Annotated in this window: 21 protein-coding genes; 10 read left to right on the top strand and 11 right to left on the bottom strand. The window is 55.8% G+C overall.

Features of this window, described 5'->3' with window-relative positions; genetic code table 11:
- Positions 1 to 9: 9 nt before the first annotated feature.
- The 7 genes from EUZ85_RS14480 to EUZ85_RS14450 form a co-directional block, all read right to left on the bottom strand.
- Positions 10 to 1,353 carry an HD domain-containing phosphohydrolase gene (locus EUZ85_RS14480; protein ID WP_127969957.1) on the bottom strand — a complete coding sequence of 448 codons (1,344 nt, stop codon included), beginning with the start codon at positions 1,351 to 1,353 and terminating at the stop codon, positions 10 to 12.
- A complete protein-coding gene (locus EUZ85_RS31360; protein ID WP_206618062.1) occupies positions 1,350 to 3,173 on the bottom strand; it encodes an ATP-binding protein in 1,824 nt (607 codons plus the stop codon). Before EUZ85_RS31360 ends, EUZ85_RS14480 begins: the two co-directional genes overlap by 4 nt.
- A 25-nt stretch (positions 3,174 to 3,198) precedes the next feature.
- Positions 3,199 to 4,050, bottom strand: a complete 852-nt coding sequence (locus EUZ85_RS14470) for an HDOD domain-containing protein (RefSeq protein ID WP_127969956.1) — start codon at positions 4,048 to 4,050, stop codon at positions 3,199 to 3,201.
- A gap of 35 nt (positions 4,051 to 4,085) precedes the next feature.
- Positions 4,086 to 4,895 carry a response regulator gene (locus EUZ85_RS14465; protein WP_241567035.1) on the bottom strand — a complete coding sequence of 270 codons (810 nt, stop codon included), beginning with the start codon at positions 4,893 to 4,895 and terminating at the stop codon, positions 4,086 to 4,088.
- A gap of 154 nt (positions 4,896 to 5,049) precedes the next feature.
- Entirely contained in the window at positions 5,050 to 5,469 is a 420-nt protein-coding gene (locus EUZ85_RS14460; RefSeq protein WP_127969955.1) for an oxidoreductase, read from the bottom strand.
- 196 nt (positions 5,470 to 5,665) lie between these two features.
- Positions 5,666 to 8,842: an efflux RND transporter permease subunit gene (locus tag EUZ85_RS14455; RefSeq protein WP_127969954.1), complete on the bottom strand. Its 3,177-nt coding sequence runs from the start codon at positions 8,840 to 8,842 to the stop codon at positions 5,666 to 5,668.
- Positions 8,842 to 10,005 (bottom strand): efflux RND transporter periplasmic adaptor subunit, encoded by a 1,164-nt coding sequence (locus EUZ85_RS14450; protein WP_241567034.1) that lies wholly within the window; start codon positions 10,003 to 10,005, stop codon positions 8,842 to 8,844. The genes EUZ85_RS14455 and EUZ85_RS14450 overlap by 1 nt, the downstream gene beginning before the upstream one ends.
- Positions 10,006 to 10,329: 324 nt before the next feature.
- Here EUZ85_RS14450 and EUZ85_RS14445 point away from each other — a divergent pair, with 324 nt between their 5' ends.
- On the top strand, positions 10,330 to 10,689 hold the full coding sequence (locus tag EUZ85_RS14445) for a hypothetical protein (RefSeq protein ID WP_127969953.1): 360 nt from the start codon (positions 10,330 to 10,332) through the stop codon (positions 10,687 to 10,689).
- A gap of 110 nt (positions 10,690 to 10,799) precedes the next feature.
- On the opposite strand, the gene EUZ85_RS14440 is transcribed toward EUZ85_RS14445, so the two are convergent.
- The gene (locus tag EUZ85_RS14440) at positions 10,800 to 11,828 is read right to left on the bottom strand and encodes a DUF2914 domain-containing protein (protein ID WP_127969952.1); all 1,029 of its coding nucleotides are present in this window, start codon (positions 11,826 to 11,828) and stop codon (positions 10,800 to 10,802) included.
- A 476-nt stretch (positions 11,829 to 12,304) separates the two neighbouring features.
- On the opposite strand from EUZ85_RS14440, the gene EUZ85_RS14435 reads away from it, so the two are divergent.
- Together EUZ85_RS14435 and EUZ85_RS14430 are read left to right on the top strand one after the other, a co-directional pair.
- Positions 12,305 to 14,218 carry a bifunctional diguanylate cyclase/phosphodiesterase gene (locus EUZ85_RS14435; protein ID WP_127969951.1) on the top strand — a complete coding sequence of 638 codons (1,914 nt, stop codon included), beginning with the start codon at positions 12,305 to 12,307 and terminating at the stop codon, positions 14,216 to 14,218.
- A gap of 521 nt (positions 14,219 to 14,739) precedes the next feature.
- The gene (locus tag EUZ85_RS14430) at positions 14,740 to 15,294 is read left to right on the top strand and encodes a hypothetical protein (protein WP_164887249.1); all 555 of its coding nucleotides are present in this window, start codon (positions 14,740 to 14,742) and stop codon (positions 15,292 to 15,294) included.
- A 1-nt stretch (position 15,295) separates the two neighbouring features.
- Here EUZ85_RS14430 and EUZ85_RS14425 read toward each other — a convergent pair whose 3' ends face one another.
- Positions 15,296 to 15,598, bottom strand: a complete 303-nt coding sequence (locus EUZ85_RS14425; protein ID WP_127969949.1) for a hypothetical protein — start codon at positions 15,596 to 15,598, stop codon at positions 15,296 to 15,298.
- Between the two features lie 50 nt (positions 15,599 to 15,648).
- Between EUZ85_RS14425 and EUZ85_RS14420 the strand changes: the two genes are divergently transcribed.
- Both EUZ85_RS14420 and EUZ85_RS14415 read left to right on the top strand, forming a co-directional pair.
- A complete protein-coding gene (locus EUZ85_RS14420) occupies positions 15,649 to 15,840 on the top strand; it encodes a hypothetical protein (protein ID WP_127969948.1) in 192 nt (63 codons plus the stop codon).
- A 50-nt stretch (positions 15,841 to 15,890) separates the two neighbouring features.
- Positions 15,891 to 17,183 (top strand): flavohemoglobin expression-modulating QEGLA motif protein, encoded by a 1,293-nt coding sequence (locus EUZ85_RS14415; protein ID WP_127969947.1) that lies wholly within the window; start codon positions 15,891 to 15,893, stop codon positions 17,181 to 17,183.
- Between the two features lie 58 nt (positions 17,184 to 17,241).
- Here the strand turns inward: EUZ85_RS14415 and EUZ85_RS14410 are convergent, their stop codons facing one another.
- Entirely contained in the window at positions 17,242 to 18,798 is a 1,557-nt protein-coding gene (locus tag EUZ85_RS14410; protein ID WP_127969946.1) for a carbon-nitrogen hydrolase family protein, read from the bottom strand.
- Positions 18,799 to 19,308: 510 nt separating this feature from the next.
- On the opposite strand from EUZ85_RS14410, the gene uvrY reads away from it, so the two are divergent.
- The 4 genes from uvrY (at position 19,309) to EUZ85_RS14390 (ending at position 23,045) form a co-directional block, all read left to right on the top strand.
- The gene (gene uvrY, locus EUZ85_RS14405) at positions 19,309 to 19,968 is read left to right on the top strand and encodes a UvrY/SirA/GacA family response regulator transcription factor (protein ID WP_011397823.1); all 660 of its coding nucleotides are present in this window, start codon (positions 19,309 to 19,311) and stop codon (positions 19,966 to 19,968) included.
- Positions 19,969 to 20,070: 102 nt separating this feature from the next.
- Positions 20,071 to 21,909 (top strand): excinuclease ABC subunit UvrC, encoded by a 1,839-nt coding sequence (uvrC, locus tag EUZ85_RS14400; protein ID WP_127969945.1) that lies wholly within the window; start codon positions 20,071 to 20,073, stop codon positions 21,907 to 21,909.
- Positions 21,902 to 22,480 (top strand): CDP-diacylglycerol--glycerol-3-phosphate 3-phosphatidyltransferase, encoded by a 579-nt coding sequence (gene pgsA / locus EUZ85_RS14395; protein WP_127969944.1) that lies wholly within the window; start codon positions 21,902 to 21,904, stop codon positions 22,478 to 22,480. The genes uvrC and pgsA overlap by 8 nt, the downstream gene beginning before the upstream one ends.
- Positions 22,481 to 22,748: 268 nt before the next feature.
- Complete coding sequence (locus tag EUZ85_RS14390) at positions 22,749 to 23,045, top strand: hypothetical protein (protein WP_011397826.1); 297 nt, start codon at positions 22,749 to 22,751, stop codon at positions 23,043 to 23,045.
- 34 nt (positions 23,046 to 23,079) lie between these two features.
- On the opposite strand, the gene EUZ85_RS14385 is transcribed toward EUZ85_RS14390, so the two are convergent.
- Positions 23,080 to 23,826, bottom strand: coding sequence for a murein L,D-transpeptidase family protein (locus EUZ85_RS14385; protein ID WP_127969943.1), 747 nt, complete (start codon positions 23,824 to 23,826; stop codon positions 23,080 to 23,082).
- A 322-nt stretch (positions 23,827 to 24,148) separates the two neighbouring features.
- On the opposite strand from EUZ85_RS14385, the gene ftsH reads away from it, so the two are divergent.
- On the top strand, positions 24,149 to 26,008 hold the full coding sequence (ftsH, locus tag EUZ85_RS14380) for an ATP-dependent zinc metalloprotease FtsH (RefSeq protein WP_127969942.1): 1,860 nt from the start codon (positions 24,149 to 24,151) through the stop codon (positions 26,006 to 26,008).
- Positions 26,009 to 26,027: the final 19 nt, after the last annotated feature.

Raw genomic sequence — 26,027 nt, 5'->3', positions numbered from 1 at the left:
GACTCCCGCCTATCTTTTCATTACGAACACACTGAGTTTGCGGTTTTCCAATTTCTCCAACGACAGCATTTTTTCGATGATTTTTTCCGTCAGCACATGGCCTTTGGCGATGAGCAGAATGCCATTGGTGTTTTTCAAGTCCCGGGATAACCGCATACCGGGAACCAGCGCTCCCACGCCGAGCTTATCTTCATGAGGCAACACATCGTCGCCGGTATAACTTTCCACCAGCGGCGCCAGCAGTTTCACCACCTGAGGGTCGTAGCGTTTGCCGGCGTTGTCCTGGATCAGCTTGAAGGCGTCGTCCTTGGTCATCGCGTCGGTGCGCATGAGTCCGCTTTGCAGCCCCACAAAGTCGCGCACGGCGCGGATAATGCGCGAGCCCATGGGAATGGCGTCGCCTTTCAACCTGTCCGGAAAACCGCTGCCGTCCATGTATTCCGTATGGTGCCGGATAAAGCGGGACGTCGGCTCCAGTTCCGCAATCGCCGTCAGCGCCATTTCCCCCAGCAGAGGATAACGTTGATACTCCACCACATCCTGCCGGGTCAGTTTGGCTTCCGCCCGACTCAACACATCGTCAGACAGGCTGAGCTTGCCTACCTCGTGCAACAAGCCGGCGTAATAGATATGTTTGACGTCCGCTTCCGGCAGCTCCATGGCCTCCGCGATGGTTTTCGATAAGTCCGCCACACTCTGTGAATGCCCCTTGATCAAGTAGCCGCGGCTGGTGATAAAGGTGGAAAACACTCTGACGAAGTCGTCATAGCTGTCTTTCAGTTGCTGGTACGCCAGCTCCAGCATGTCCGCGGTCTGCCGCACTTCCTCAGTGCGAGCGGCGACCATCTTTTCCAGATCCTTGTTGAACTTCTGCAGCTCCCGGTTCTGCTGCTGAGTCACATTGAGCAGGCGTTTTTTCTCCCGCTCCAGACGCCGTATGCGCAGGCCTTCGTGAATCACTTCAATCAGATTTTCGTCATCCCAGGGCTTGCTGATGTAGCGATAGATGCCGCCTTCATTGAGGGCGGTCACCGTGGCGGAAATATCCGAGTGACCGGTCAGCAGCATACGCACCGTCAACGGCCAGCGCGCTTTCACCTGAGACAAGAACTGCGCGCCGTCCATATTCGGCATGCGCATGTCGGAGATCACCAGATCGATTCGCTGCGACTCCAGAATTTTCAGCCCATCCGCTCCGCTCTCCGCAAACAGACACTTAAAATCCTGTTTGCGCAGTAAACGCTGAATGGAAGAGAGGATCGGCTTCTCGTCGTCGACAAACAGCACATAATCAACGTCCGCATCAGAGGCCGCGGGTGAGGCGGAATCCGGCGAAGCCAGGTCTTGCGTCATTGCTCCTCTCCCTGTTTAGGTTGCTTAACGGGCAGGTAAACGTAAAACGTCGTGCCTTTGCCCAGTTCGCTCTCTACTTCCAGGCGGCCATGGTGCTTGTTGACGATGCCGTAGGACAACGCCAGACCCAGCCCGGTGCCCTGGCCCACCGGCTTGGTGGTGAAGAAAGGGTCATAGAGCTTGGACAGATTTTCCTTGGCGATGCCGCTGCCGTTGTCCGCCACGGAGACGCAGATGAAGCCGTCCTCCACCACTTTGGTGGAAACCCTGATAACGCCGTTGTGCTCGATCGCATGACCGGCGTTGACCACCAGATTCAGAATCACTTGGCCAATCTGCGACTCCACCATTTCGATCTTGGGCAAATCGCCAAAATCCTTGATGACTTCCGCCTTGTATTTGATTTCGTTGTGGACAATGTTGAGCGTCTTGTTGATGTACTGGTTCAGGTCGCCCAGCTCGAATTGACCAGTGTCCGGTCGCGAGAAATCCTTCAGGGATTGAATGATCTGCTTGACCCGATAGATGCCCTCGTTGGATTCCTTCATCAGGTCCGTAACGTCGCCCCGGATATATTCCGTTTCGTACTTCTCCTCCAGTTCCTTGAAGATGGCTTTTACTTCCGCCTTGTCGCCGCCGAGACGCTCTTCGATCTCGTCCAGCAACTCAAACAATGTGCTGATGTATTCATTCAGGGTGGTCAGGTTGGAACTGACATAGCCGATGGGGTTATTGATCTCATGCGCCACACCGGCCGCCAGTTGCCCGATGGAGGCGAGTTTCTCCGACTGCAGCAGTTGCGCCCGGGTGTCCTGCAGCTGACTGATCAGTTTCTCCTGTTGCTGTCGCTCCAGCACCAGTTGCTGGTTGCTTTTCTCCAGTTCCGCCAGCAGCGCGTTTTTCTCAAAACCGCTGTACGCCTGGCTGACCATCTGCGAGATATACATTTCATCCGCCAGGGAGAACACCGGCTTGCCTTTGCTCTTGGCGAGATACAAAGTGCCTTTGCACACGCCGTCGCCGGTCTGAATAGGAAAGATATTCAACTGGTCGATTTCGTGGCAACTGCCCGGCGGCTGGCACTTTTCAGACAGGTCGCCCAGACACAGCGATTTTTCCGACTCCAGGATCGACTCGTCGCCCAGCGCGGCGGAGATGCTTTTCAGCTTGGCCAGGGTCAGCCCTTTCTCCAGCCATTTCGACGGCTCACCCCGTTGGCCCCGCAACTCCAGCGCGGAGCCGCTGGCGCCGGTGACAATCTCCAGACGCACCAGTAACTCGCGGAAAAACTCGTCGTCTTCGTTTTCCACCCCTTTGATCCATTCCAGGGTCTCCGCCCACACCACCTGGAACAGCATCAATTTCTGCAAATCGGTCAGTTGATACTGCAGGACTTCGTTACGCCGGGTCAGCCCCAGGGTAGTCATCGCCCAACTCAGTTTGCTGTCCAGTCGCTCGGACAACTTGAACGGCTCATCCGCACACACGGCGATGCCGCTGGAGGCGCTCTCGCTCAGTTTGATCTTGATATGCCAGCCATGCAGGATTTTACCGTTGGCCAGAGGCAGCTCAAACTCGTTCCAGGCGTTGGGCTCCGACGACTCCACCCGTTCGCGCAGAGTGCTGATCGCTTCATCGCCCCATTTGAAGCGGAATGAAATAACCGAACTTTGCAGGTGTTGCGCAATATACTGACTTTGCGGGTCCAGCCACATCCAGCTTACCGAAACGCCTTCGTCTTCAGCGAACAGCGCTTCCAGCAACTCACTGATATTGCCCTGGTTTCCGCCAGCGTCATGAACAACCTTATAAAGCAACATTCCGTTTATCCTATCTAACAGGGGCTCAGGAGCCGTTTTTCTTGCCTTTGGGAATAAATTCCGACGCCAACTCCTTGAACAACTTCAAGCCATTGAGGGTCATGGCGGGGACCTCTGAGATATCCACGCCGCTCGCTTCCACTTTGCAGGGAGCGATGCAATGTAACTGCACCCCGGCGATGCAATTGCCGACAATACTGGTGGCCAGCACATCCCCCAGGCTGACCGCCAACGCCATGGGCGTATTGATTTCACTGCCGGCGTTCAACACCTGCACAATGTCCTGGGGGAATGACCAGCACTCCAGGACAATCGCGGACAGCGCTCGATGATCTTTGCCAAGAATGCTGCGCTCCGACGACACCAGATGCTTTTTCTCCTGGCGGGCGACCTTCACGCACTCTGTAATTTCATCCCCGTAAAAATAATCCATCAGCACCACGCCCAGGTTGTTGAACAGGCCGGCGGTGAAGGCGGTCAGAAAGTCGATGCCCTGACGCCGGGACAACTCTTGGGATATACAAGCGGTCATCAGGCTATGCCGCCAGATTTGCGTGTAGTCCAGCTGAGTATCCTGTCGGGGACCGTTAAAACGGGAAAGCACCACCAGGGTGTAAATCAGGTTACGAATAGTGTTGGCGCCAAGAATGACGCAGGCCATGTCCACGTCTTTCACTTCCTTGGTGAAGCCGTAGAACGAACTGTTGGCCAGTTGCAGAATACGGGCCGCCAGCACAGGGTCGGCCAATACTTTTTTACCGATGATGCCCAGGTCGCTGACGCCGTCGTCCATCATTTTGATAATGGCTTCAATTTCCGGGTTGGGCGATGAAAGCTCGGAAAGTTTGGTTTTGATCTCCTCCACATTCCAGGTCATATCCTTCTCTCCTGATTAAATCCCCACGGCGCTGTTTATTGTTGTGCGGACAACATCGCCATGACGGTGCCTGAAACGTTGAAATTTCCGCTGAAACGTTTAATCAGCATATGCGTGGACTGGCCACCGATGACCGCCGCCACTTGCACGACCTCTCCTACTGAGGATTTAACCGCCTCCATGTAGCTGTGGAATACATTCTCCGGAAACACCTGCATCACGAACATGCCGACCTGCAGCCCTTCGCCCAACAGGGCGCGAGCGGCGGCGTTCACTTCCACGATCATGCCGTCGTCAGAGACGCCGACGATAGCGACAGGCAAGTGTTCAAGAATTTCCTGCGAGGCGCGTAGCGAACGCACATTCAAGATCAACTCCAGATTCTGTTCTTCCACCTTTTGCTCCAACTGACGATTCAGTTCCTTGAGCTGCTCATTCAGGCGGGCGTTCTTACTTTTCAGCTCATGGATGGAAAACGCCTCGCGGATATGCTGCAGCAGCTTTTCGTCTTCCCAGGGCTTGAGCAAAAACTTGTAGACAGCGCCGTCGTTGATGGCGGAAGTGATACTTTCCAACTCGGTATAGCCGCTCATGATCAGCCGAATGGTGTCTGGATAGCGGGACTTCACTTCCTTGAACATTTCCGACCCGGTCATACCCGGCATACGCTGGTCCGACAGAATCACCGCCACCTTTTCCTGCGCCAGTATGTCGAGGCCTTCCTGCGCGGAGTTGGCGGTTAAAATCCGGTATCCTTCGCGACGAAACAGGCGCGTGAGGGACCTGAGAATATTAACTTCATCGTCCACCAGTAATAGGGCGTCGGGGAGCTGATCTGTTTCCACTAACAGTCTCTTTGATTCCTTCCAAACTCTCTCCACATAGTGTAGTAGCGATATGCTGTTGCGCAAACGTCAGCCGGGGGCCTCGCAATGAAAACGACACGACATCGACGCGATGCGGAAGGGGATAATTGCAGGTGAATGGCGTGGGATGAGATCAGATTTTGGGCGGACGGATTTTCTCCAGAACATGGCTGCGCATGCCGCGCGCCACTTTCAGCAATTCGCCTCGCGCCAGTTCCCGGTCAACGCCTTGCTCCACCAAAAACTCAAGGAAATCGCCGAAGCGTTTACGGCGTCTGAGGCCGGCTTCGGACAGGTCGCGGCGGTTATTGAATACGTCCATCAACGTGGAGCCGCAGGCGCAATTGCGAAACACCTCGACGATCATGGAGCCATCGTCGTCCTCAGACTCTTTCATGCCGCTGCGGGTGTTGCGGATGTTTTCCGTTTCTGACAGGAATTGTTCTGCTGTCTCGTAGACGCGGCCACATGTGTTGCAGCGCTTTGGAAAGGCGGACTCCGCCACCGCGCGAAGCCCTCTGAACAGTTCCCTATAAAATTCTTTCTCTTCCATTTCGGCCCCAGGCGAACAGAGACCGAACAAGCAGAGTTGTCCGGCGCGTTGCTCTACACTGCCTCAAGCTACGCCGAAGCAGTTTCGGCGTTTATCTCTTCCCCACGCACTGACCTCATGTCCCGTCGAGGGCGCGTCTGGATTTCAGGCGGCAGCCGTTTACAGTGTAGTTTTTATTCCGCGCCGGAGCCATTTATCACTTGCCGAAGATCTCCTCTTTGGGTCGTGGAGCGTTGCTGAGGCCACGCACCGGCGGTGTCGGCTCAAGCTCCGTCTCCTCCCGCTCACGGCGGCGGAATTTACGCCGCCAGAATGAGCGCAACCTGGCGCCGGTTTTCTCGCCGATCACCAACAGGCAAGGTGTAATCAGCAAAGTCAGGAAGGTCGCGAAAGTCAGACCGCCGGCGATGGCGCTGGACAGCTCCGTCCACCACTGCGTGGAGGGTCCGCCAACGCCCAGTGACGGCGTCATCAAGTCGACGTTCACCCCCAGCACCATGGGCATCAGCCCCAGCACTGTGGTCACCGCCGTCAATAACACCGGTCGCAGACGCACTTTTCCGGTTTCCAACGCGGCCTCGTAGGGCGACGCCCCGGAAGCGCGCATCTGGTTGTAGGTGTCGATCAGAATGATATTGTTGTTCACCACGATACCCGCCAGGGCGATCAGCCCCAGCCCCACCATGACAATGCCGAAAGGACGCCCGGTAATCATCAGTCCCAGCAATACGCCTGCGGTGGAAAATACAATGGCGGACAGCACCAGCGCCGCCTGATAGATGCTGTTGAACTGCACCACCAGAATCAGCGCCATCAGCATAATGGCGATGAGGAAAGCCTGCGCCAGGAAGACCATGGTTTCACGCTGGTCTTCGTCTTCACCGGCGAATTTCACCATCACGTCATCCAGAGGGCGTTCGGCCAGAGATTCCTTCAACGCAGTAATACGCTCGTCCGCCTGCACGCCTTCCGCCACGTCCGCTTCCACGGTAAGCGAGCGTTCGCCGTCCACCCGGTGCAAGGTGCCGGTTTTCGGCGCGGGAATCAGGCGGGTGAAGTTGGAAACCGGCACCGGTCCCATGGCGGTGCTCACCATCTGTCCGCTCAAGGAGTCCAGAGTGCGTCGCTCCAACGGCGCGCGCAGGCGAATATCCACTTCTTCCTCCGCATCATCGGGACGATAGTCCGCCAGCTTCAGACCCGTGGTCACCAATTGCACCACATTGCCGACGGTGGCCACATCCACGCCATAACGCGCGGCTTTTTCGCGATCCACTTCAATGCGCCACTCAATGCCCGGCAGCGGGCGATTGTCGGAGATGTCGATAAAGCCGCCCAGCTCCTGCAGACGCTCATGCAATTGACCCACCGCTTCCTCCACTTCCTCAGTGGAGCCGGAGAGACGCACCTTGACCGGTTTGCCTTGCGCCGGGCCGTCTTCCTGCTTGCGGAACTCCAGCTTCAACGGCAGGTCCTGAGCGCGGAGGCGCATGTCTTCCAATATGCGATTGGCGGGACGACGCTCATGCCAGTCGATCAACTGAAAACGGATGACGCCGATGACATCTTCCGCCATATCCCCGTCCGCCATGGCGAAGGAACGCGCATACAACGCCCGCACTTCCGGCATGCCCGACAGGCGCTGCTCCACGCTCTGCAACATCGTGTCTTTTTCGTACACCGACAGGTCGCCTCTGGCGTGCACCAGCACTTGGGCGGAATCAGGCTCCACTTCCGGGAAAAATTCAACGCCGTAGTTGTAGCGTCCATAGGCGACATAGGTCAGCGTCAGCAACGCCAGGAACATCAATAGCGTTTTCCCGGGCGCCGCCAGCAATCGCGCCAGCGCCGCGGCGTACCAGTGCGTAAAGCGACTGGGCCCATTGGAGGCGTTGACCGGCGCCTTGGAGCGTCCGAAGACGCCGCCCAGCACCGGCATGAAGATTAGCGCCATCAGCAACGAAGAGATGAGGCAGACAATCACTGTCGCCGGCAGATATTTCATGAACTCGCCCACCATGCCCGGCCAGAACAGCAAAGGCATGAACACCGCCAAGGTGGTGGCGGTGGAGGCGATAACCGGCCACGCCATACGATAGGCCGCCTGCGCATAGGCCTCTTTGCGCGACATGCCGCTTTCCAGATTACGGTCCGACAGTTCCGCCACAACGATGGCTCCGTCCACCAGCATGCCCGCAACCAGAATAAGACTGAACAGCACCACGATATTGAGCGTAAAACCCAGCGCCTGGATCACCAGCAAACTGGCCAGGAAGGCGCCGGGAATGGTCAGTCCCACCAACAACGCCGGGCGCATGCCCATGGCGGCGATCATGACTATCAGCACCAGCACCACCGCAAACAGCACGTTGTTGAGCAGGTCGCGCAACATCTCACGAATCTGCTTGGATTCGTCAGTGATGTAGGTCACCTTGAGGCTGGAAGGCCAGCGCTCTTCCGCGATATTGACCACTGCCTTTACCGTCTCAATAGTTTCGATGATATTGGCGCCGGCCCGCTTGGAGATTTCAAGCACCACGGCGGGTTTGCCGTCCACTCTGGCGAAGCCGCCCGGGTCTTTGAAAGTGCGCTGCACGGTGGCGACATCGCCAAACGTAATGACGCGACCTTCATGAATTTTGATCGGCATGCCCAACAGGTCAGGCAGATTTTCAATCACCCCTGGCACCTTGATCACCATGCGCCCAGCGCCAGTATCAATATTGCCTGCGGCCACCAGACGGTTGTTATTGGAGATCAGGGAGAACAGCTGCGCATAGTCGATGCCGTAACGTTCCAGCACCTGCATATCCGCCACCAGCTCCAGCAAATCCTCACGGTCGCCGCCGATCTCTACTTTCAATACCTCAGGAATACCTTCGATATGCCGCTTCAGCTCCCGGGCGATGCGCACCAATTGATCTTCAGCGAAAGGACCGGACAGACTCAGGTTGAGCACCGGAAACTGCGACACGTTGATTTCCACAACGCGGGGCTCATCGCTCTCCACCGGCAGTTTGGCTTTGGCGGTATCCACTTTTTCGCGAACATCCGTCAAAGCCTGATCCGGGTCGAAACCGGCCAGGAACTCCAGGGTCACTGAGGCGTAACCTTCCGCCGCCACCGAACGCATTTCCTTCAGCCCTTCCAGAGAGCGCAGCTCCTGCTCCAGAGGACGGGCCAGCAGGCGCTCCGCATCTTCAGGCGCGATGCCTTCATGAGACACGGAGACATAGATTATGGGAATAGTGATGTCAGGATTGGACTCTTTGGGCATGGTCATAAACGCCCAATAACCGCCAAGCCATAACATCAGCAATACAATCACGCTCGCTCGCGAGCGATCCATCGTCGCACGTATGAGCTTATCCATCAGTTCACCGCTTGTTTCATCGCCAGACTGGCGCTATCCGCATCCGGCTCTTCATCTTTGTCTTGATCGTGTTTGAGCAACTCTTCTTCCGGCGTCGCGTCGACTTTCTCACCCAGTTTGGCGTAGCCGCGTCCCATGGTGATGAGCTTGACGGTTTCCGGCAGGCCGCTGACCCAGAGTTCCGTATTGCTGGCGCGAATGCGCTCAACCGGCGTGCGGGCGATGCGCTGGTCCGCATCCAGATATTCCACGCTGAGGCGGCCTTTTTCATCCAGGCTCAACAAAGCGGCGGAAATACGGTGGGCCAGGACATCGCCGACGTCGATGTTCAAGGTGGCGGTAGAACCTGCCACACGCAGACGCTGAGGATTATCCAGCTCCGCCTCGACATTGAAAGAACGGGTATTGGCGTCGGCTTGAGCGGCGATATATGACACTTTGCCGGTCAGGGTTTCTCCATTCAGCAAATGCGCCGTCACCGGCTGCCCCATACTGATCAATCCAACCTGTTGTTGGGGCGCCTGCCCTATCAGCTTTAATTTTTGATCATCGATAAGACGCACCAGGGTTACGCCTTCCTGAACGGTCTGCCCCAGCTCCACCATTCGCTCTTCGATCACGCCGGCGAACGGCGCGTGAATACGAGTGTGTTTCAGATCCTGCTCCAGTCTGGCGACAGCGGCTTCCGCGCTGGCCAGGGCGGCCTGCTTCGCCATCAGTTCAGTTTCCGCCTGCAGACCTCTCTGCATCAGGGATTTGGCGGCTTTCAATTCACTGCGCGCTACGTCCACCTGCGCTTTGGCCTTGGCCATTTGCGCCGGCAGATCTTCTTCGCTGAGGGTCAACAAAAGATCGCCTTGATTGACGCGACGACCGCGTTCCGCAGCGACTTTTTCAACCGTAGAGCCCAGGCGGGATTGCAGATTCACCTCACGCCAGACACCAATCTGGCCCTGGATCTCCAGCGCTTTCTTGATCGTTTCAGCCTGCGCGACTTTATAAGCCACTTTAGTCGGCGCAACCTTGTCTTGCTTCGTCGCCTCCGGCGCTTCGGTCTGGGCAGTCTGCACAGGCCCCGCCATCAGCCAGACAGCCAATGCGACGATTATTCCGAATGAAATCCAATAGGTGGGTATGCGCGTGCGCATCAGTGTCTTCTCCATTTCGTGACTCGTGCGGCGCAGAAATACGGCGGGCGGGCGCGCCGCGGTGAGACTGCCGGAGAGGCGGCTCTGCGCTTAATATTTTATAAATGCAAAACAAGGGCTTAACCTTAGCCCTGCAACGTACTACAGTTTCAGTTTCACCGCGGTCGCTGTAAATCTGAATACGACGTTTTGATTAATTGCATGGCCCGTATACGGGTTTTCGGGAGCAACGCCCGCGCCGGTCAGCCTGGCAGTCTTGAACTGGCAACGCGCCACCGGGACTAGTCGTTTGCGCCGACTCACACTTTAAATCGATAAAGGAAAATTTGGAAGTTAACGATGATAACTTATATATATTGGATTTTCGTCCTCGCCCTCACCGGAGGTACGCTTTACCTGCTTGGCATAAAACTTAAACAGTGGATACCCGCCGCGGTAGTCAGCGGCGTTATTCTGGTGGTCTGCGCCTCCTTCTATTATTTCTACCTGCAGCAAATGTTCGTGAAGCGCTGGGGCGGCACTATGAGCCTGTCGGTCCCCGAAGGTATGCAGCATGTCGCAGCGACCTGGAAAGACGACAACATGTGGATCGAAAATTACGACCCCAAGACCAATACCTGTTATTTTCAGGAGTATTCCCGGGGGGCGATGCTGGAAGGCAAGGTGGTTATCAAAAACTGCAATCCGGTCCCTCGCTGAGCGGCCACGCTTACACCAATCCGCTGACTATCCAAAGAAAAAGCCCGATATTGCATCGGGCTTTCTTTTATTCATTTATTCATTTATTCATTCGATTATTCAGCTATTGCTTAATTCACCGAAAAAGCCGCTTCAGCCAGTATATCGCCTTCCGGTCCCGTCACTTTGACCGTCCACTGCCCCAGCATATGCCGGTCAATAAATTTACTGGAGGAAGCGCGCATGGGCGAACGGTGTGGCCGAATTCTTATCCGCGCCACCCGCTTATCGCCGCGATACCAATCGTGATAAAGCGTCTGCCCGGTCATATCCATCATTTCCGTAAACAGATAGATGCGCAGCAGGCCTTCATCGTTCATGACGATGCTGTTACGTAGCGCGTTGGTCGGCTCGCTATCATCCAGCTCTTGGGTTAATTGCGCGCGACTGATGGCGTCCGAGAAGATTTTCACCGGCTCGCCGCCGCTGGAAACCGTTTCCAGATGTCTGCGTTTAGTGGGATCGACAGACTCTTCTTCTGAGTCTTGCGCTACGTCGACTTGCTCAACGTCTTCAAGCGTCTCCACTTCAGGCTGGGCTTCCTGGGCAAGTGTGGCGTCGGCAGAGTTGCTCTCTTCTTGTACTTGCGGCGCTTCTTGTACTTGCTGCGGCGCTTCCGGCTCTGGCGTCGTCGGCAATGCGCCAGCGGCGGCTGGCTCAGCCATGACGATGCGCTCTTCAAGCCTGCTTTCCGGTGCGACAGGGTCCGGCGCTACGACCGGCTCCGCCGCGACCTCGGGCGCAGCGTCTGCGATGATGGGCCCATCTATCGGCAATTCTGCACGGCTATCGACACTTGCTTCACGCCGATCTTCGGCGGCCAATGAGACTGACGTCGACGCAACCGCTTGCTCAGGCCGTTCGTTCGCTATGACCGGAGGCTCGTTCTGTGCGACGAGATCCGTCTGTGAAGCGTCCGGCGGCGTGGCGAACGACCAGCGATATACGCCCCAAAACGCCCCGGCGAACAACGCGAATGCTGCGCAGCCAGCGGCGATAATGCGATTCCAATGGTAAACCGTAACAGTTTGCGGCGGCTTGGCGGACGCGTCCGCCAACGACTCCGCATTTTTGACTCGGATGACTAATTTTTGCGACATGTAAGGGTCCGACCTAAGGTTGTGTTCTTTTTTAATATGGCCACAGGCGGTTGATTATTTTGCGCTCGGATTCTACTCCCCGGCTACCGATTTTGACACCACTGTCATCTACGATTGGCGAGCTTTCGATCTAACCTATCCCTTTTTTAATGATTGATACTCAGCGATTCCGCATTGTCGATAAAACATCCACACATACGACCTAGTCTCGCGGTCTTAATACAGGGAAATTGCCATGACCAATGCAAGTCCGCCGGCATGGGCTTTGTAAAAATTTTTTAACAGTTTACCGCCCGTAATCAGACCCGGGCGCTTTTTTTGAGGAGCGTCACACTACGGCTTTGTCGCTTTACATATGGTTACGATGGTTACAAAATCTGACTGTAGCAACCTTAGGCCAGCTTCTACACTGGGAGTCTTAAGAGTAGGCCCGCAGTAGGTTACCGGATGGAACCTGGACACAGAGAAGCAGATACATGCGAAAACATGGTGAGTTTTGGAACGTACTACCTATCTCGTTGCTTATGCTGGGAAGCGTCGCAACCATCCATTTGGCTTCACTGTATTACTTTGAGGGCGAAAGCCTGTCCTGGCCAATTCTGACCACCCTCAGCATCGCCGTTATCTTCGCATTTTTATCCCTGATTCAAATCCGCCTCAACCGTCAGCTTTCCGCCAAGGTCAGAGCGCTGCATGAGCGCGACTTCAAATTAAAAAAGCTAAGTAGCGCAGTCACCAACAGCGGCTGTTCGATCATCATTACAGACCGTCTTGGCCGCATTGAGTTTGTTAACAACAAGTTCGTCAATGTAACCGGCTATGGCCAGGAAGAAGCCCGCGGCCGCTTCCTCGACATCCTCAATCCCAAAGACATGGACGAGGAAAAACCGCAGGAGCAAATCTGGGAAAGCGAAATTCTTTACGATGGCTGGGAAGGCGAAGTATTAAGCCGCCGCCGGGATGGCCATGATTTCTGGTGGGCGGTGACCGTATCCACCGTCTGCGACAGCGACAACACCGTCACCAACTATGTGATCTCCGGGGTGGACGTCAGTGAGCTGAAGGAAGCCAACCGCAAGATGCAGCAAATGGCGCTGTACGACTCCCTCACCGGACTCGCCAACCGTCGCCTGTTCGTGGACCGTTTGGAGCAGGCGGTGAAAGCCGCCCGCCGCGATCGTAAGCAAATCGCCCTGCTGTTTCTCGACCTGGACCAGTTCAAGCGCATCAACGACACTCTGGGACATGACGCCGGCGACAGCCTGCTGCAAACCGTGGCGCAACGCCTGAAAAACTGCGTGCGCGCCAAAGACACCGTCGCCCGCCTGGGCGGCGACGAGTTCACCGTGCTGTTGACCGACATTGTCGACACGTTTTCCGTTACCCCCGTCGCCACGCAAATCCTGAAAGCGCTCAAGGAACCCATCAAACTCAAAAAGCATGAGGTGATCGTTTCCACCAGCATCGGCGTCACCCTGGCCCCTGCGGACGGCGCCAACGCGGACGTGCTGATGAAGAACGCGGATCTGGCGCTATACCGGGCCAAAGAACATGGGCGCGACCGGTATCACTTTTATACGGAAGAACTGAACGCCCACGCCCTCAAGCAATTGCTGATGGAGCAGGAGCTGCGCCACGCGCTGCAGTTCGAAGAATTCACCCTCGGCTTTCAGCCCCAGGTCAACCTGGCTTCCGGCAAGATCGTCTGCGTTGAGGCGTTGATTCGCTGGCATCACCCCAGCAAAGGGCTGGTGATGCCGGACAGTTTCATCAGCGTGGCGGAAGAAACCGGCCTCATCAATCCTATTGGCCGCTGGGTGCTGAAGAACGCCTGTATGCAGATGAAAATGCTGCAGGACCTGACCGGGTCCGCCATCAAAATCGCCGTCAACCTGTCCGCGCGCCAGTTCGATGACCCGAAACTGGAGCAAAGCATTGAGGAAGTGCTCAACGAAACCGGCCTGGAGCCGCAATGGCTGGAGCTGGAAGTCACCGAAAGTATGTTGATGGGCGATATTGAAGCCGTCACCGCCAAACTGAAGCGCCTCAAACAAACCGGAGTCAGTCTGGCTATCGACGACTTCGGTTCCGGATATTCTTCACTCAGCTATCTGAAAAAGCTGCCGGTGAATGCGCTGAAGGTCGACCGGGAGTTCGTACGCGATATTCCTGAAGACAGCAACGACATGGAAATCACCTCGGCGATTATCGCCGTCGCCCACAAACTGCAATTGAAGGTCGTGGCGGAGGGCGTGGAGACGGTCGATCAGAAAGAATACCTGATCGCCAATCAATGCGATTTCGCCCAGGGTTATCTCTTCAGCAAGCCCCTGTCCTTCGAAGATCTCTACATCTACCTGAACGAGCACAAGCTCAAGCAGACCGCTTGAGCCGTCACTATCTTATTCTTCTATTCTTCTCTAGTCTTCTTCTCTGCTCTTCATACCCCGAGCGCACCGACACTTTGTCCTGCGCGCCAATAAGTCGTCCTGGTTAACGAATCGCGCATGCGGTTCTTCACAGTTTCAGCCTAATCCTTTCGACATAAAACAAAATGTCACCTGGATCACAGGCGCTTCTACCCGATTCGTATAACTTGATTTCCAGCAGTTATAAGCATGCGTTGCTGAAGCCAGACAGAATACGGACGCCGCACGAGCAAGGACAAAACGCTGACAGGTCAAAGCAGTAAAAGAGACGGAAACCAAGACATCACCCTGCGCGCTTAGCCGCCAGAGAGTCTTTTATGAACATGGCGATGATATTGGCATGTTAATCACCAGGCGCATGGACGCGCCTGCGCGGCGACAAGCCGCGGGAGACAGGGCCTGACCTGTGCGGGACCTGTCGTTGCAGACAAATAGAAGGAAGCTATTTGTCTGCCTGGTTAATAATAGGGATACATCAATTTATGCAATGGCTGATCCACGGGATGGAGGCAATACTGTTCGGTCTTATTGTCTGCCTGATATACAGTCTGACTGAAGCCATGAAAAAGGACGCGAATGAACACGTCGTCCTCGGCAACCTCAGCGTCAACTCCGTGCGCAAAGATCCGCGCTGTTCCTGCGCGCCCTCCGAATCCATCAAACAACTGCAGATGTTCTGGTCAACCCAGGTGCTGGAAATGCGCCTGAACGGCTTTGCCCCAGACATCCTGCTGCACCCTGCTCTGTTCGAACATACGCTGGATTATCTGCAGGGCGCGGCGGATGCAACGGCGGAGTTTTTTCAGTGCAGCGATCGTCAGCGTCTGCAAATGCAGTGCTATCTCATCGCCAAAGGATTGGGCGCGCCGGGTCATGACGACAGCGATTTAAAATTGATTGAGCGGGCCCAGTCTCACCGCCACACAGAGATGTACGTCGCCGGCCATTGCGCCGCCGAGCAGTGGCTGTACAGCCAGGAATTTCCCAAAGAGTGCAGTTTGTTCAACAGCATTAACGCCTGGGGATTGGTGGCCTGAATCAGCACAGCTCCCATTGGGAAGAAATCTGTCTGGGGGAAGCTCCATCGCTTTCCCCGCCGTCAAGTCTGGTCGCGGTGACGCAAGGCTTGCCCCACTCGCCGTTATCCAGGCGTTGCATGGAGTCCAGATCCACGGACTGCACCAGATAAACGCCGCCTTCGAACTTGATCTTGGTGCGATGGGAAATACCGTAGATGAACCGACAGTAGTCCATCTTCAGTTGCTGCAGTTCTCTTTCCGCTTTAACAATCTTCCGAACCAGAAATTCTCTCAGACTATCTGCATACTGCGTCGTGCTCATCCCCTTGAACTCCCCATAGCGCCGGACTCCCAGGCTCCGGCGGAAACCCTTTGGCGCGCGCGCAAGCGCACGTATTTAAAGAAGATTACAGACAAACCGGCCATTACGCCACCGCCTGCGCGGCCTTCGACACGGCTTGGGTGATCGGCGACGACGAAACGCATAAATTGGCTTGGCGCGAGGCCGGAAACGCCACTAGAATCGAAACTGCCGGACCGCGCCAGGCGCCGCACTTTTCCTGACGCCAACCAACCGGAATGCAGCCGTCCAACAATAGGAATTCACAGAGTCTATGCCGTCCAATCAAATGGGAGAGTCGTACCTCCAAACCCTGAAATCGCTCTCTGAACGCATCGTGGAGGCGCAAAAGCCTATCCGCATCCTGGACGCCATCAAATGGTCGCCGTCGATCCGTCAGCAGTTTTTTGACTCCGGTTTTAAAAAAGCGCCCCAGGTGGACATTGAGTACTACCAGAAAAACTGTCCGCTGGGATTCGACCCCGCCGCCAAAAAAGCCGAGTTCTACGAAATAGAGCGCGAGATCAGTAAAAAACTGGGGCAAATGAACCCGGTCACCCAGATCATGCGCCGCGTATGCCGGGAATATCAGATGGTGGTGCGCATGCTGGAAGCGCGGGGCACGCCGGAGTTCAGCTACATCTCCCAGGAGCTTTACGGCTCCCCCAGCGACGCGTTCCATGCCGGTGATCCCACTCTGGCGGAACTCGGCGAAATGATGGAGATGACCCTGTCCAACCTGCTAAAAGACGACTCCATGCAGGAGTCGGAAAAGAATTTACCCGCGCAGTATGTGGTGGACGAATTGAACGCCCGCCTGTCCAACTTTTTCGTCGGCGCAGGTATTCGCGTCATGATCTCCGACGGCATCGCCGCCGATGCGGCGGCGGGCACGGATTATATCAAGATCCGCAACGACGCCCTGTTCAACCAGCAGGACGTGGATGTGCTGGAAGTTCACGAAGGCTGGGTGCATCTCGGCACCACTCTAAACGGCGGCAGCCAACCTTACTGCACCTTTCTGAGCAAGGGACCGCCCTCCGCGACAATCACCCAGGAAGGCCTGGCGGTATTGAGTGAAATTCTTACTCTGCGTTCGGGCCCGACGCGTCTGTTCAAGCTCATCAATCGGGTGCGCGCAGTCACTCTCGCTGAGGACGGAGCCACCTTTAACGACGTGTTTCATTACTTGTGTGATAAAGGCATCAGTGAGGACGAGAGCTTTACCCTGGCCGCCAGGGTGTTTCGCGGCAGCACCCCCAATCTGGGGCCCTTCGCCAAGGACATCACCTACATCAAGGGTTTTGTGCTGACTTACAACTTCCTGCGTCTGGCCTTCGCCAGAGGCAAGATCGACCGTTTACCCATGCTGTTCTGCGGCAAGATCGTACTGGATGATTTGGCCAGCCTGCATGATCTGGAAGAGCAAGGCGTCATTACCGCGCCCCGCTATGTGCCGCCCTTCTTCCAGGACTTGAAAGGACTGGCGGCGTGGATGAGCTTCTCCCGCTTTATCGGACAGCTTAATTTCAATCAGCTGGAAGCTGACTACAAACACCTGCTGTAGACAGCCCCTTCCCGGTCCTCTCTACCCCCGATTTGATCAAAGCGGAGCAGCCTGACGGCTACTCCTGCTCTCCCTGCCATTCGATGCGATACAAATCGCGGCGACGGTCCAGATAATTACGCACGGAGCCTTCGTTCTGCAGTTCCTGCAGCTTGTTCAAATCCAGATCGACAATCAGCGTCATCTCTGTATTCGGCGTGGTTTCCGCCATGATGGCGTCGTGGGGAAAGGCGAAGTCTGAGGGAGAAAACACCGCTGACTGGGCGTACTGGATATCCACGCTATCCACCTGGGGCAGGTTGCCCACCGAACCGGCGATGGCCACGTAGCATTCGTTTTCAATCGCCCGCGCCTGGGCGCAGCGACGTACGCGCAAATAGCCGTTTTTGGTGTCGGTCCAGAACGGCACCAGCAGAATCTCCACTTCCTGATCCGACAGCAGTCGCGCCAGCTCCGGGAACTCCACGTCGTAGCAGATCAGAATGCCCACCTTGCCGAAATCCGTGTCGAACACCGTCAGCGCATCGCCGCCCTGCATGGTCCACTCTTTCTTTTCATGAGGAGTAGGATGCAGTTTGTATTGGGATTCAATACCGCCGTCACGACGACACATGTAGGCGACGTTGTAGAGTTCGCCGTCTTCGATCACCGGCATGCTGCCTGCCACCACATTGATGTTGTAACTGACCGCCAGACGGGAGATTTCCTCCAGCATTTTGTCAGTAAAGCCCGCCAGATACTTGATGGCGTCTATAGAGTTGGCGTGACGCTCCAGCCCCATCAGCGGCGCGTTGAAGAACTCGGGGAACAGCGCCACGTCGCACTTGTAGTCCGACAGCGCGTCAATAAAGTACTCCACCTGCTGCAACACTTCTTCCGCGCTGCGCATCTGACGCATCTGCCACTGCACACAGCCGACCCGGGCGGTGGTCTTGGCGGCGCCGATCAGTTGCTTGGCGCCAGGTTCATAGTTCAGGTTATCCCACTGCAACAGGGTGGCGTAGCCTTTGGATTCCTTATCCTCCGGCAGGTAACCGGTAATGATTTTTTTCACCATGAAGTCATTGGACAGCTGGAACGTCAGAATCGGGTCGTATACCTCTTTGCGACTGACCGCTTCGAGGTATTCCTCCGGCGTCATGCTTTTCGCGTAGGACTGATAATTGGGGATACGCCCCCCGGCCACGATGGCGCGCAGATTCAGGTTGCGGCACAACTCTTTGCGGCCTTCATATAAACGACGCCCCAGGCGCATGTCGCGGTAATCCGGATCGACGAACACATCAACGCCGTACAACACATCGCCATTGGGGTCGTGGGTGGTCAGATAAGCGTCGCCGGTAACCTCGTCATAGGTGTGCTGATCGCCGAATTTGTGATAATCGATGATTACCGAAAAAGCCGCAGCAACCACCTTGCCGTTATCTTCGATACAAATCTGGCCTTCCGGGAAGGTTTTCAGCTGCGCGCGAAATTTACGCTTGGTCCAGGCGCCGCCCAGGTTGTGGTAAACCTTGTCCATCACCTCCTTGATGTCGTTGTAATCCGCCAATAACAGGTGGCGCAGTATTAAGTGATGATCAAGGCTTTCCTCTTTAATTTTATCGTCTTTCATATCCATTCCCAGTTTTAGTTATCTTGACTTCCCTGCTTCCGCGACACTGCGCGGCTGAATACAGGGAAGCGCTTTGGATGAAAAATATTAGCTTTATTTAAACAAGCACTTATAAAGTTGTCCAAATATTCAGATTAATATACGTTAAGCTCCCTGTGCACGACGTCGCATTTTAGTCGCGCTTTTCCAAACCTATACTTATACGTGAAGGCGCTGTGTTTTTGATCAAAACCTGCAACAAATATCGATGATATTTATTTATTCGAATGAGCGGAATCTCTCGCCATACAAGTAGGCGACGGCGCTTTAAAAATGGCGGATGCAAATTTAATCCGACAGCGATTTCATATCGTGATAATGTCTAAAGGTAGCCGACTTTTTCGTCTATCGTTTTAGTTACACGTTTTTTATAATGAGCGCCTTAGCTCTGTTGAGATTTGCGAGTGTTTTGGGAATTTACGCCCGGTCGGCTCGAACAAGGATCAACAAGGAAGACTGCGAGGTGATACTTTGATCAGGGTGTTAATTGTTGATGACCACGAGCTGGTGCGCGCCGGCTTGTCCAGAATGTTAAAAGATGAAGACGGTATTGAAGTAGTCGCTGAAGCCCGCTCGGGCGAGGAAGCGGTCAGTATTGTCCGCCAGCATCCTATCGATATTATTCTCATGGATATCCGCATGCCCGGTATTGGCGGGCTGGAAGCCATGCGCCGCATTCATCGTATTGATGAAAGCGTAAAAGTGGTGGCGGTCACCGCCTGTGAAGACGATCCGTTTCCTTCACGGGTCATGAAAGCTGGCGCTTCCGCTTACATCACCAAGGGCGCGGATATTACCGAGATGGTCAAGGCCATCCGCGTGGTGCACGCAGGGCAACGCTACATCAGCCCGGACATCGCGCAGAAAATGGCGCTGCGTCCGTTCGATGCGGAAGAAGGCGACGTTTTCGAGAGTTTGTCCGAGCGGGAAATGCAGATCGCCATGATGATCGTGAATTGTCATAAGGTGCAGGAGATTTCCGACAAACTCTGCCTGAGCCCGAAAACGGTCAACAGCTACCGCTATCGTATTTTCGAGAAACTGAACATCAACAGCGATGTTGAACTCACCCTTCTCGCCATCCGGCATGGTATGCTCGACGCCAATCAGGTCGGCAGCCTGAAAACCTGAACTTGAGGACTCTGGCGACATAAAACGTCGCCAGCCCGGGCGCCGCTCCGCACAAGCGGAAAACGGCGTATTTGACAGCAATCCGACGGAAAACTCTGATCGGTGGAATCGCAATCCATTTTCGACGCTAAATCATTTCTCAAACAACTCACCACGCATCCCGGCGTCTATCGCATGATGGACTCCCGCGGCGAGGTGTTGTACGTCGGCAAGGCGCGCAATCTGAAAAACCGCGTCAGCAGTTATTTCCGCAACACCGGCGTCAGCATCAAGACCCGCGCGCTGGTGGAGAAAATCGCCGACATTGAAATCACCATCACCCACAGCGAAACCGAAGCGCTGCTGCTTGAACAGAACCTGATCAAGACGCTCAAGCCACCCTACAACATTCTGCTGCGGGACGATAAATCCTATCCCTATATCTATCTGTCGTCCCACTCGGACTACCCTTCGTTGACTTTCCGGCGGGTACGGCAGAAAAAGACCGGCAAGGGTCGTTTTTTCGGACCTTACACCAGCGCCGCCGCCGTACGCGAAAGCCTGGCGCTGTTGCAGAAGATTTTCCGCATCCGTCAGTGCGAAGACAGTTTTTTCAGCAATCGCTCCCGTCCCTGCCTGCAACATCAGATCGGGCGTTGCAGCGCGCCCTGTGTGGGGCTGATCGATCCGCAGAGCTATGCGGAGGATATGTCCCACGCCACCATGTTTCTGGAGGGGCGTAACCCGGAAATCATCAACGAGACCATTCAGCAAATGGAAGCCGCCTCGATGCAGTTGGATTTTGAGCGGGCGGCGGTGCTGCGCGATCAGGTGGATTATCTGCGTCGGGTGCAGGAGCAGCAGGCGATTGAAGGCGTAGCTCGCGACATCGACGCCTTCGCGCTCTCTTCCTCACTGGAGCTGGTGGTAGTGCATGGTCTGTTTATTCGCGCCGGTCGTGTAGTCGGCAGCAAGTCCTTTTATTTGTCGGAGAGACTGGAGAGCGATGATGGCGATCTATTGTCCTCCTTCCTCAATCAGTACTACTTTGGCGAACACGCTATTTACGGTTTGCCTCAGGAAATCACCACCTCTGTCGGCCTGACAGACAAAGACGCGCTCAAAGCCGCCTTTAAAGAAGTTTTCAATCGCAACGTGCGGATCGAGCACAATGTGCGCAGCAACCGGGCGGAGTGGCTGCATCTGGCGCAAACCAACGCCAATCAGGCGCTGAGCACACGCATGCAGTCCCAGGACGCGCAATTGCAACGCTGGCAGTCATTCTGCGACGCGCTGAGCCTGGAAGCCTCCGTGAAGCGGGTAGAATGTTTTGACGTCAGCCACACCTTCGGCGAAGCCACCGTCGCCTCCTGCGTGGTGTTCGGACCGGAAGGGGCGATCAAGGATCTGTACCGCCGTTACAATATCAAGGATGTGCCCGCCGGCGACGATTATCACGCCATGGAGCAGGCGCTGACGCGGCGCTACAGCAAGCTGAAAGACAGTGATGTCGGCCTCCCCGACATCATTCTGATCGACGGCGGCAAGGGACAACTCGGCATCGCGCATCAGGTCTTTGACGAGCTGCAAATCACCGGCGTCACGCTGATTGGCGTCGCCAAAGGCGTAACGCGGAAACCCGGCATGGAAACCTTGTTCATTTCCGCGGATAATTCGATCCTGAATCTGCCGGGCGACTCCACCGCCCTGCATCTGATTCAGCAGATCAGGGATGAGGCTCACCGGTTTGCGATCACTGGACACCGGAACCAGCGCAACAAAAAGCGAACGCAATCGGTTTTGGACGCCGTGCCCGGCATTGGTCCCAAACGCAGACGGGACCTGCTCAATTATTTCGGCAGCGTGCGCAACATAGAACGAGCCAGCCTTGAGGAAATCAAGCGCGTGCCTGGCATTAGTGAAGTGATAGCTCAAACAATTTATGCAGCCTTCCATGAATAAACGCTCAAAAAAGTCGGTTTTTCTCAATTTCCCCAACATCCTGACCTTGGGCAGACTTGTCCTGATTCCCGTCATTGTCGTGATTTATTACCTTCCCTTTCAGGGCAATTACGTGGTGGCGGCGGCGATTTTCGCACTGGCGGCGGCGACGGACTGGCTGGACGGCTACCTGGCCCGACGCTGGAACCAGATGACGCCCTTTGGCGCGTTTCTCGACCCGGTGGCGGACAAAGTCATCGTGGCGGTAGCGCTGGCCATGCTGGTGGAGGCTCATCACAATCTGGCTCTTACCGCTCCCGCCATTGTCATCATTGGACGGGAAATCGTCATTTCCGCCTTGCGGGAATGGATGGCGGAAATGGGCAAACGCGCCAGTATCGCCGTGAACTTCATCGGCAAAGTCAAAACCAGCTGCCAGATGCTCGCCATCACCGCCCTGCTCGCGTTTCCGCCGGGGATGAAAGAAGCCTGGGCCGGCTTGGCGCTGCTCTATATCGCCGCCCTGCTCACGATCTGGTCCATGTTCGTCTATCTGCGGGCGGCCTGGCCGGAACTGACCCGGGACTCCTGATTCCCCGCACTGTCTGAAGATCTACTGGCGTACTGCCTGAAGGTATATTGACGCCCTGCGTCGGACCTTCGCGGCGACCTTGACGTTACCCTCTGGTTAACTTGTCGCCGCTTCCGCTGCACAACGCTACAGCTGACGGCGAAACCGCAACAGGCCGATAACAAAGCGCCTGATCGCCAATCTGATGTAACAAAAAACTCCCCGGGAAAACTGGCGAAACCTCATTATTTGGCCAAGACTAGAGGTAAGGGTGTAGAGGTGCGCAAATATGAAGGACGCGATAAGCAAACTAAAACCCGCCAAAGCCAAGGCGGTAATCGACAGTTTTGAAAACTCATGGATGATCTGGGAGATGGTCAGGGAGGCAAAGGCTCACGGCAGATGCGAACGTAAAATAGTCGTCGACCGCGACTTTTCCCCTCTTGAACTTGAACAGGCGTTTCGTTGCCTGGGCCTGAGTTTCGGTTCTTTCGTGGACAAGAAAGTAGATATGGCCGAGTGGTTTCTATGGCTGGTCTGCCCCGAAACCATCGTTTCCTACGCGGAGCCTGACCCGCCTTATTGAAGCCTCTGACGACGCTCCATATAACATCGAAACCTTAACTGGATTTGACGTCGCTGACGGCGAAAGGTCGCAGCGCCTGCTGGATATTCTGGTACAGCTCCGGCAACCACGCCGGCGCGTTCTGAGGCGGCGACTCCAGGGCGCGCAGCCGGAAGTCCTGTGGAGCTATGATCACATCAATATTGCTCGCCCCCACTCGGTTAGCCAGGATAAACAAATCCTCCACCGCCGGGTCGCCCATCGCCAGGCATCCCACGGATGACGCCTTGCCGTGAATGAAAATATCCCCGCCCGGCGACGTACGCCCTTCCGCTCTGGCGTATTCCAGATCGAACGGATTGGGGTAGTTCAGTTTCATAGAGAGGTGGAAACTGCTGTTGGGATTGAAGCCTTCGATCCGATAAAAACCCTCCGGCACCTGTCGGTCGCCTTCGCGTAACTTGGGACCGGCGACGCCGCTGGCGGCCTGAATGGGATAGGCGCTGACCAGAACCTGGGCGCCATCCTGCTCCGCCCATAACTCCAATCGCTTCTCCTCTTTGAACGCCAGCAGGGTTATGCGTTGCGGCGGATACGTGACGCCCGCCCTGGCGAAAGCGGCCTGCAAGCCCGGCTCCACCACCGGGCCGATATTGCGCATCACATCATCGACCGTCCGTCGCCCTTTCATATCCAGGTACAGAGGAACCCAGATCGAGCGCCCAAACTTATAAAAACAGATCAGGGCCAGTGTCGCCGCCAGCGATACGCCCACCATGACAAACTTGAACTTCTTCGACATACCGGTCACTTCCGCTTAGCGCCGCATCATTGGACGCCACCATGATCTTTAAGCCGCCAGATCATAATGACTCGTGACATCCACCTCAACTCATTCATCTCATCCTTCTCATTCTTCTGGCTTCAACTTTATGCGCGTCCTTAACTCCGAAAATTCCTCCGCGCTGCTATATTCAAAGTGAGGGGCAGTCGCGTTTGTTGGTGCTTGGTCAAACAGCGGCTGTCGCGTCGGCTCTGAGCGGCGACAAGCTGCTCTACGTCAACGCGGCGAAAACCTCTATCAATAATGATGAGCACTGAATCAGTGAGTTAATGGACAGCACATGAGCAATACTGATCCTCAACCACCACAGAAACTGCCTTTGAACTGGGTTGTGTGGACCCTGGCGGTCGCTTTGATGCTTTATTACCTGCCCTCCATGCGCGAGCGCCCGGAACCCGCCGTTAAACTGCCCTACAGTGAATTCAAAATGCTGTTGCGGGAGGGGCAAATCAGCAGCGTCACCATCCGCGGCAGTGAGCTTGACGGCAAATTCATCACCCCCCGCATGTTTCCTGAACTGCGGCGCCAATACTCCCGATTTCTGACCCAACTGCCGGATTTCGGCAATGAGGCCATCTTAGCGGAGCTGGAGGAGCAGAATATTCCGCTGGAAGTGAAAGAAGGTCACGACGCCAGCAGCTCCAAAGTAATTTTGCTGTCCTACCTGCCCTGGATCATGTTCATGATCATTCTGTTCTGGCTGTCGCGCCGCACGCTGCGTAACTTTTCCGGCCGGGGCGGCGCCTTCGATTTCGACAAACGGCTGGAGACCCAGTTTGTCTGCCAGAAGCCGGACACCACGTTCGACGAGGTCGCCGGGCAAACTAACGCCAAACGGGAAGTACAGGAACTGGTGGAATACCTGCGCGATCCTGACCGCTTCCACCGCGTCGGCGCTTTGGCTCCGCGGGGCGTCTTGTTGATGGGGCCGCCCGGCACTGGTAAGACGCTGCTGGCCAGAGCCCTGGCCGGAGAAGCCGGCGTCAATTTCTATCCCATGTCCGCCTCTGAGTTTATTGAAGTCTTCGTCGGCGTCGGTGCGTCGCGGGTTCGCCAGCTATTCAAAACCGCCAAAGAGAATGCTCCCAGCATCATTTTCATTGATGAACTCGACAGCGTCGGTCGCACGCGCGGCGCCGGCTATGGCGGCGGCCATGACGAAAGGGAACAAACTCTGAACCAGATTCTCGCCGAGATGGACGGTTTCGCCGGGCACGACGCCGTCATCGTATTGGCCGCCACCAATCGTCCGGATGTACTGGACCCAGCGTTAATGCGCCCCGGCCGCTTCGACCGTCATGTCACCCTGGACTTGCCGGATCAGGAAGGTCGCGTCGCGATCCTCAAGGTTCACGCCAAACGCATTCCTTTGGCGGACGACGTCAATCTCATCCAAGTCGCGGCGGGAACGCCGGGGTTCTCCGGCGCAGACCTGAAAAATCTGATAAACGAAGCCGCCATTCAGGCCGCACGGGAAAATCGAGACCACGTACACAGTCTGGATTTCGATATCGCCAGGGATAAGATCATCATGGGCGCGGAGCGCACTCTGATTATTCCGCCGGATGAGAAACACCGTCTCGCCGTGCATGAGTCCGGGCACACCCTGGTCGCCTATTACCTGCCCAATACCGATCCGCTGTATAAAGTCTCTATCGTCCCACATGGACGCAGTTTGGGCGGCACCCATCAAATGCCCTTGCAGGAGCGGCACACTTACCCGGAAGAGTATCTGCGCGACAAGCTCGCCGTAATGCTGGCGGGGCGCATCGCCGAGCGTGAGTTGCTGGGCAGCGTCAGCACCGGCGCTGACGATGACATTCATCAGGCGACGGGGCTCGCCCGCGCCATGGTCAGTCGTTGGGGCATGTCGAAAGAAGTGGGTCCTGTGGATCTGCGCGACAGTGAAGAACATCCCTTCCTCGGCCGCGAAATGGCCCAACCGCACCACCACAGCGAGTTCTCAGCGGAAATCATCGACAAGGCCGTGCGTGAGCTGCTGATGTCCGCAGAAACCACCGCCGCCGACCTGATTCGCGCGCACCGGGAAAGGTTGGACAAACTGGTGTCGCTACTGGAGCGTTCAGAGACGCTGCATAAGACGCAGATAGACGAATGCCTGCAAACCGGGGCGTCGTAACGCCCCGAAGGCATTCACT

The sequence above is a fragment of the Hahella sp. KA22 genome, from assembly GCF_004135205.1.
Classification (GTDB): Bacteria; Pseudomonadota; Gammaproteobacteria; order Pseudomonadales; family Oleiphilaceae; genus Hahella.
This window is presented reverse-complemented; position numbering and strand designations above follow the sequence as displayed.

What these genes read in the sequence shown, in the direction of transcription:
- EUZ85_RS14390 (WP_011397826.1), top strand. Translation starts at nt 22,749, where the DNA reads ATGAAGGACGCGATAAGCAAACTAAAACCCGCCAAAGCCAAGGCGGTA.
- EUZ85_RS14470 (WP_127969956.1), bottom strand. Translation starts at nt 4,050, where the DNA reads ATGACCTGGAATGTGGAGGAGATCAAAACCAAACTTTCCGAGCTTTCA.
- EUZ85_RS31360 (WP_206618062.1), bottom strand. Translation starts at nt 3,173, where the DNA reads ATGTTGCTTTATAAGGTTGTTCATGACGCTGGCGGAAACCAGGGCAAT.
- EUZ85_RS14430 (WP_164887249.1), top strand. Translation starts at nt 14,740, where the DNA reads ATGCAATGGCTGATCCACGGGATGGAGGCAATACTGTTCGGTCTTATT.
- EUZ85_RS14440 (WP_127969952.1), bottom strand. Translation starts at nt 11,828, where the DNA reads ATGTCGCAAAAATTAGTCATCCGAGTCAAAAATGCGGAGTCGTTGGCG.
- EUZ85_RS14410 (WP_127969946.1), bottom strand. Translation starts at nt 18,798, where the DNA reads ATGAAAGACGATAAAATTAAAGAGGAAAGCCTTGATCATCACTTAATA.
- EUZ85_RS14385 (WP_127969943.1), bottom strand. Translation starts at nt 23,826, where the DNA reads ATGTCGAAGAAGTTCAAGTTTGTCATGGTGGGCGTATCGCTGGCGGCG.
- EUZ85_RS14435 (WP_127969951.1), top strand. Translation starts at nt 12,305, where the DNA reads ATGCGAAAACATGGTGAGTTTTGGAACGTACTACCTATCTCGTTGCTT.
- pgsA (WP_127969944.1), top strand. Translation starts at nt 21,902, where the DNA reads ATGAATAAACGCTCAAAAAAGTCGGTTTTTCTCAATTTCCCCAACATC.
- EUZ85_RS14450 (WP_241567034.1), bottom strand. Translation starts at nt 10,005, where the DNA reads ATGGAGAAGACACTGATGCGCACGCGCATACCCACCTATTGGATTTCA.
- EUZ85_RS14445 (WP_127969953.1), top strand. Translation starts at nt 10,330, where the DNA reads ATGATAACTTATATATATTGGATTTTCGTCCTCGCCCTCACCGGAGGT.
- EUZ85_RS14460 (WP_127969955.1), bottom strand. Translation starts at nt 5,469, where the DNA reads ATGGAAGAGAAAGAATTTTATAGGGAACTGTTCAGAGGGCTTCGCGCG.
- ftsH (WP_127969942.1), top strand. Translation starts at nt 24,149, where the DNA reads ATGAGCAATACTGATCCTCAACCACCACAGAAACTGCCTTTGAACTGG.
- EUZ85_RS14415 (WP_127969947.1), top strand. Translation starts at nt 15,891, where the DNA reads ATGCCGTCCAATCAAATGGGAGAGTCGTACCTCCAAACCCTGAAATCG.
- EUZ85_RS14425 (WP_127969949.1), bottom strand. Translation starts at nt 15,598, where the DNA reads ATGAGCACGACGCAGTATGCAGATAGTCTGAGAGAATTTCTGGTTCGG.
- EUZ85_RS14455 (WP_127969954.1), bottom strand. Translation starts at nt 8,842, where the DNA reads ATGGATAAGCTCATACGTGCGACGATGGATCGCTCGCGAGCGAGCGTG.
- EUZ85_RS14480 (WP_127969957.1), bottom strand. Translation starts at nt 1,353, where the DNA reads ATGACGCAAGACCTGGCTTCGCCGGATTCCGCCTCACCCGCGGCCTCT.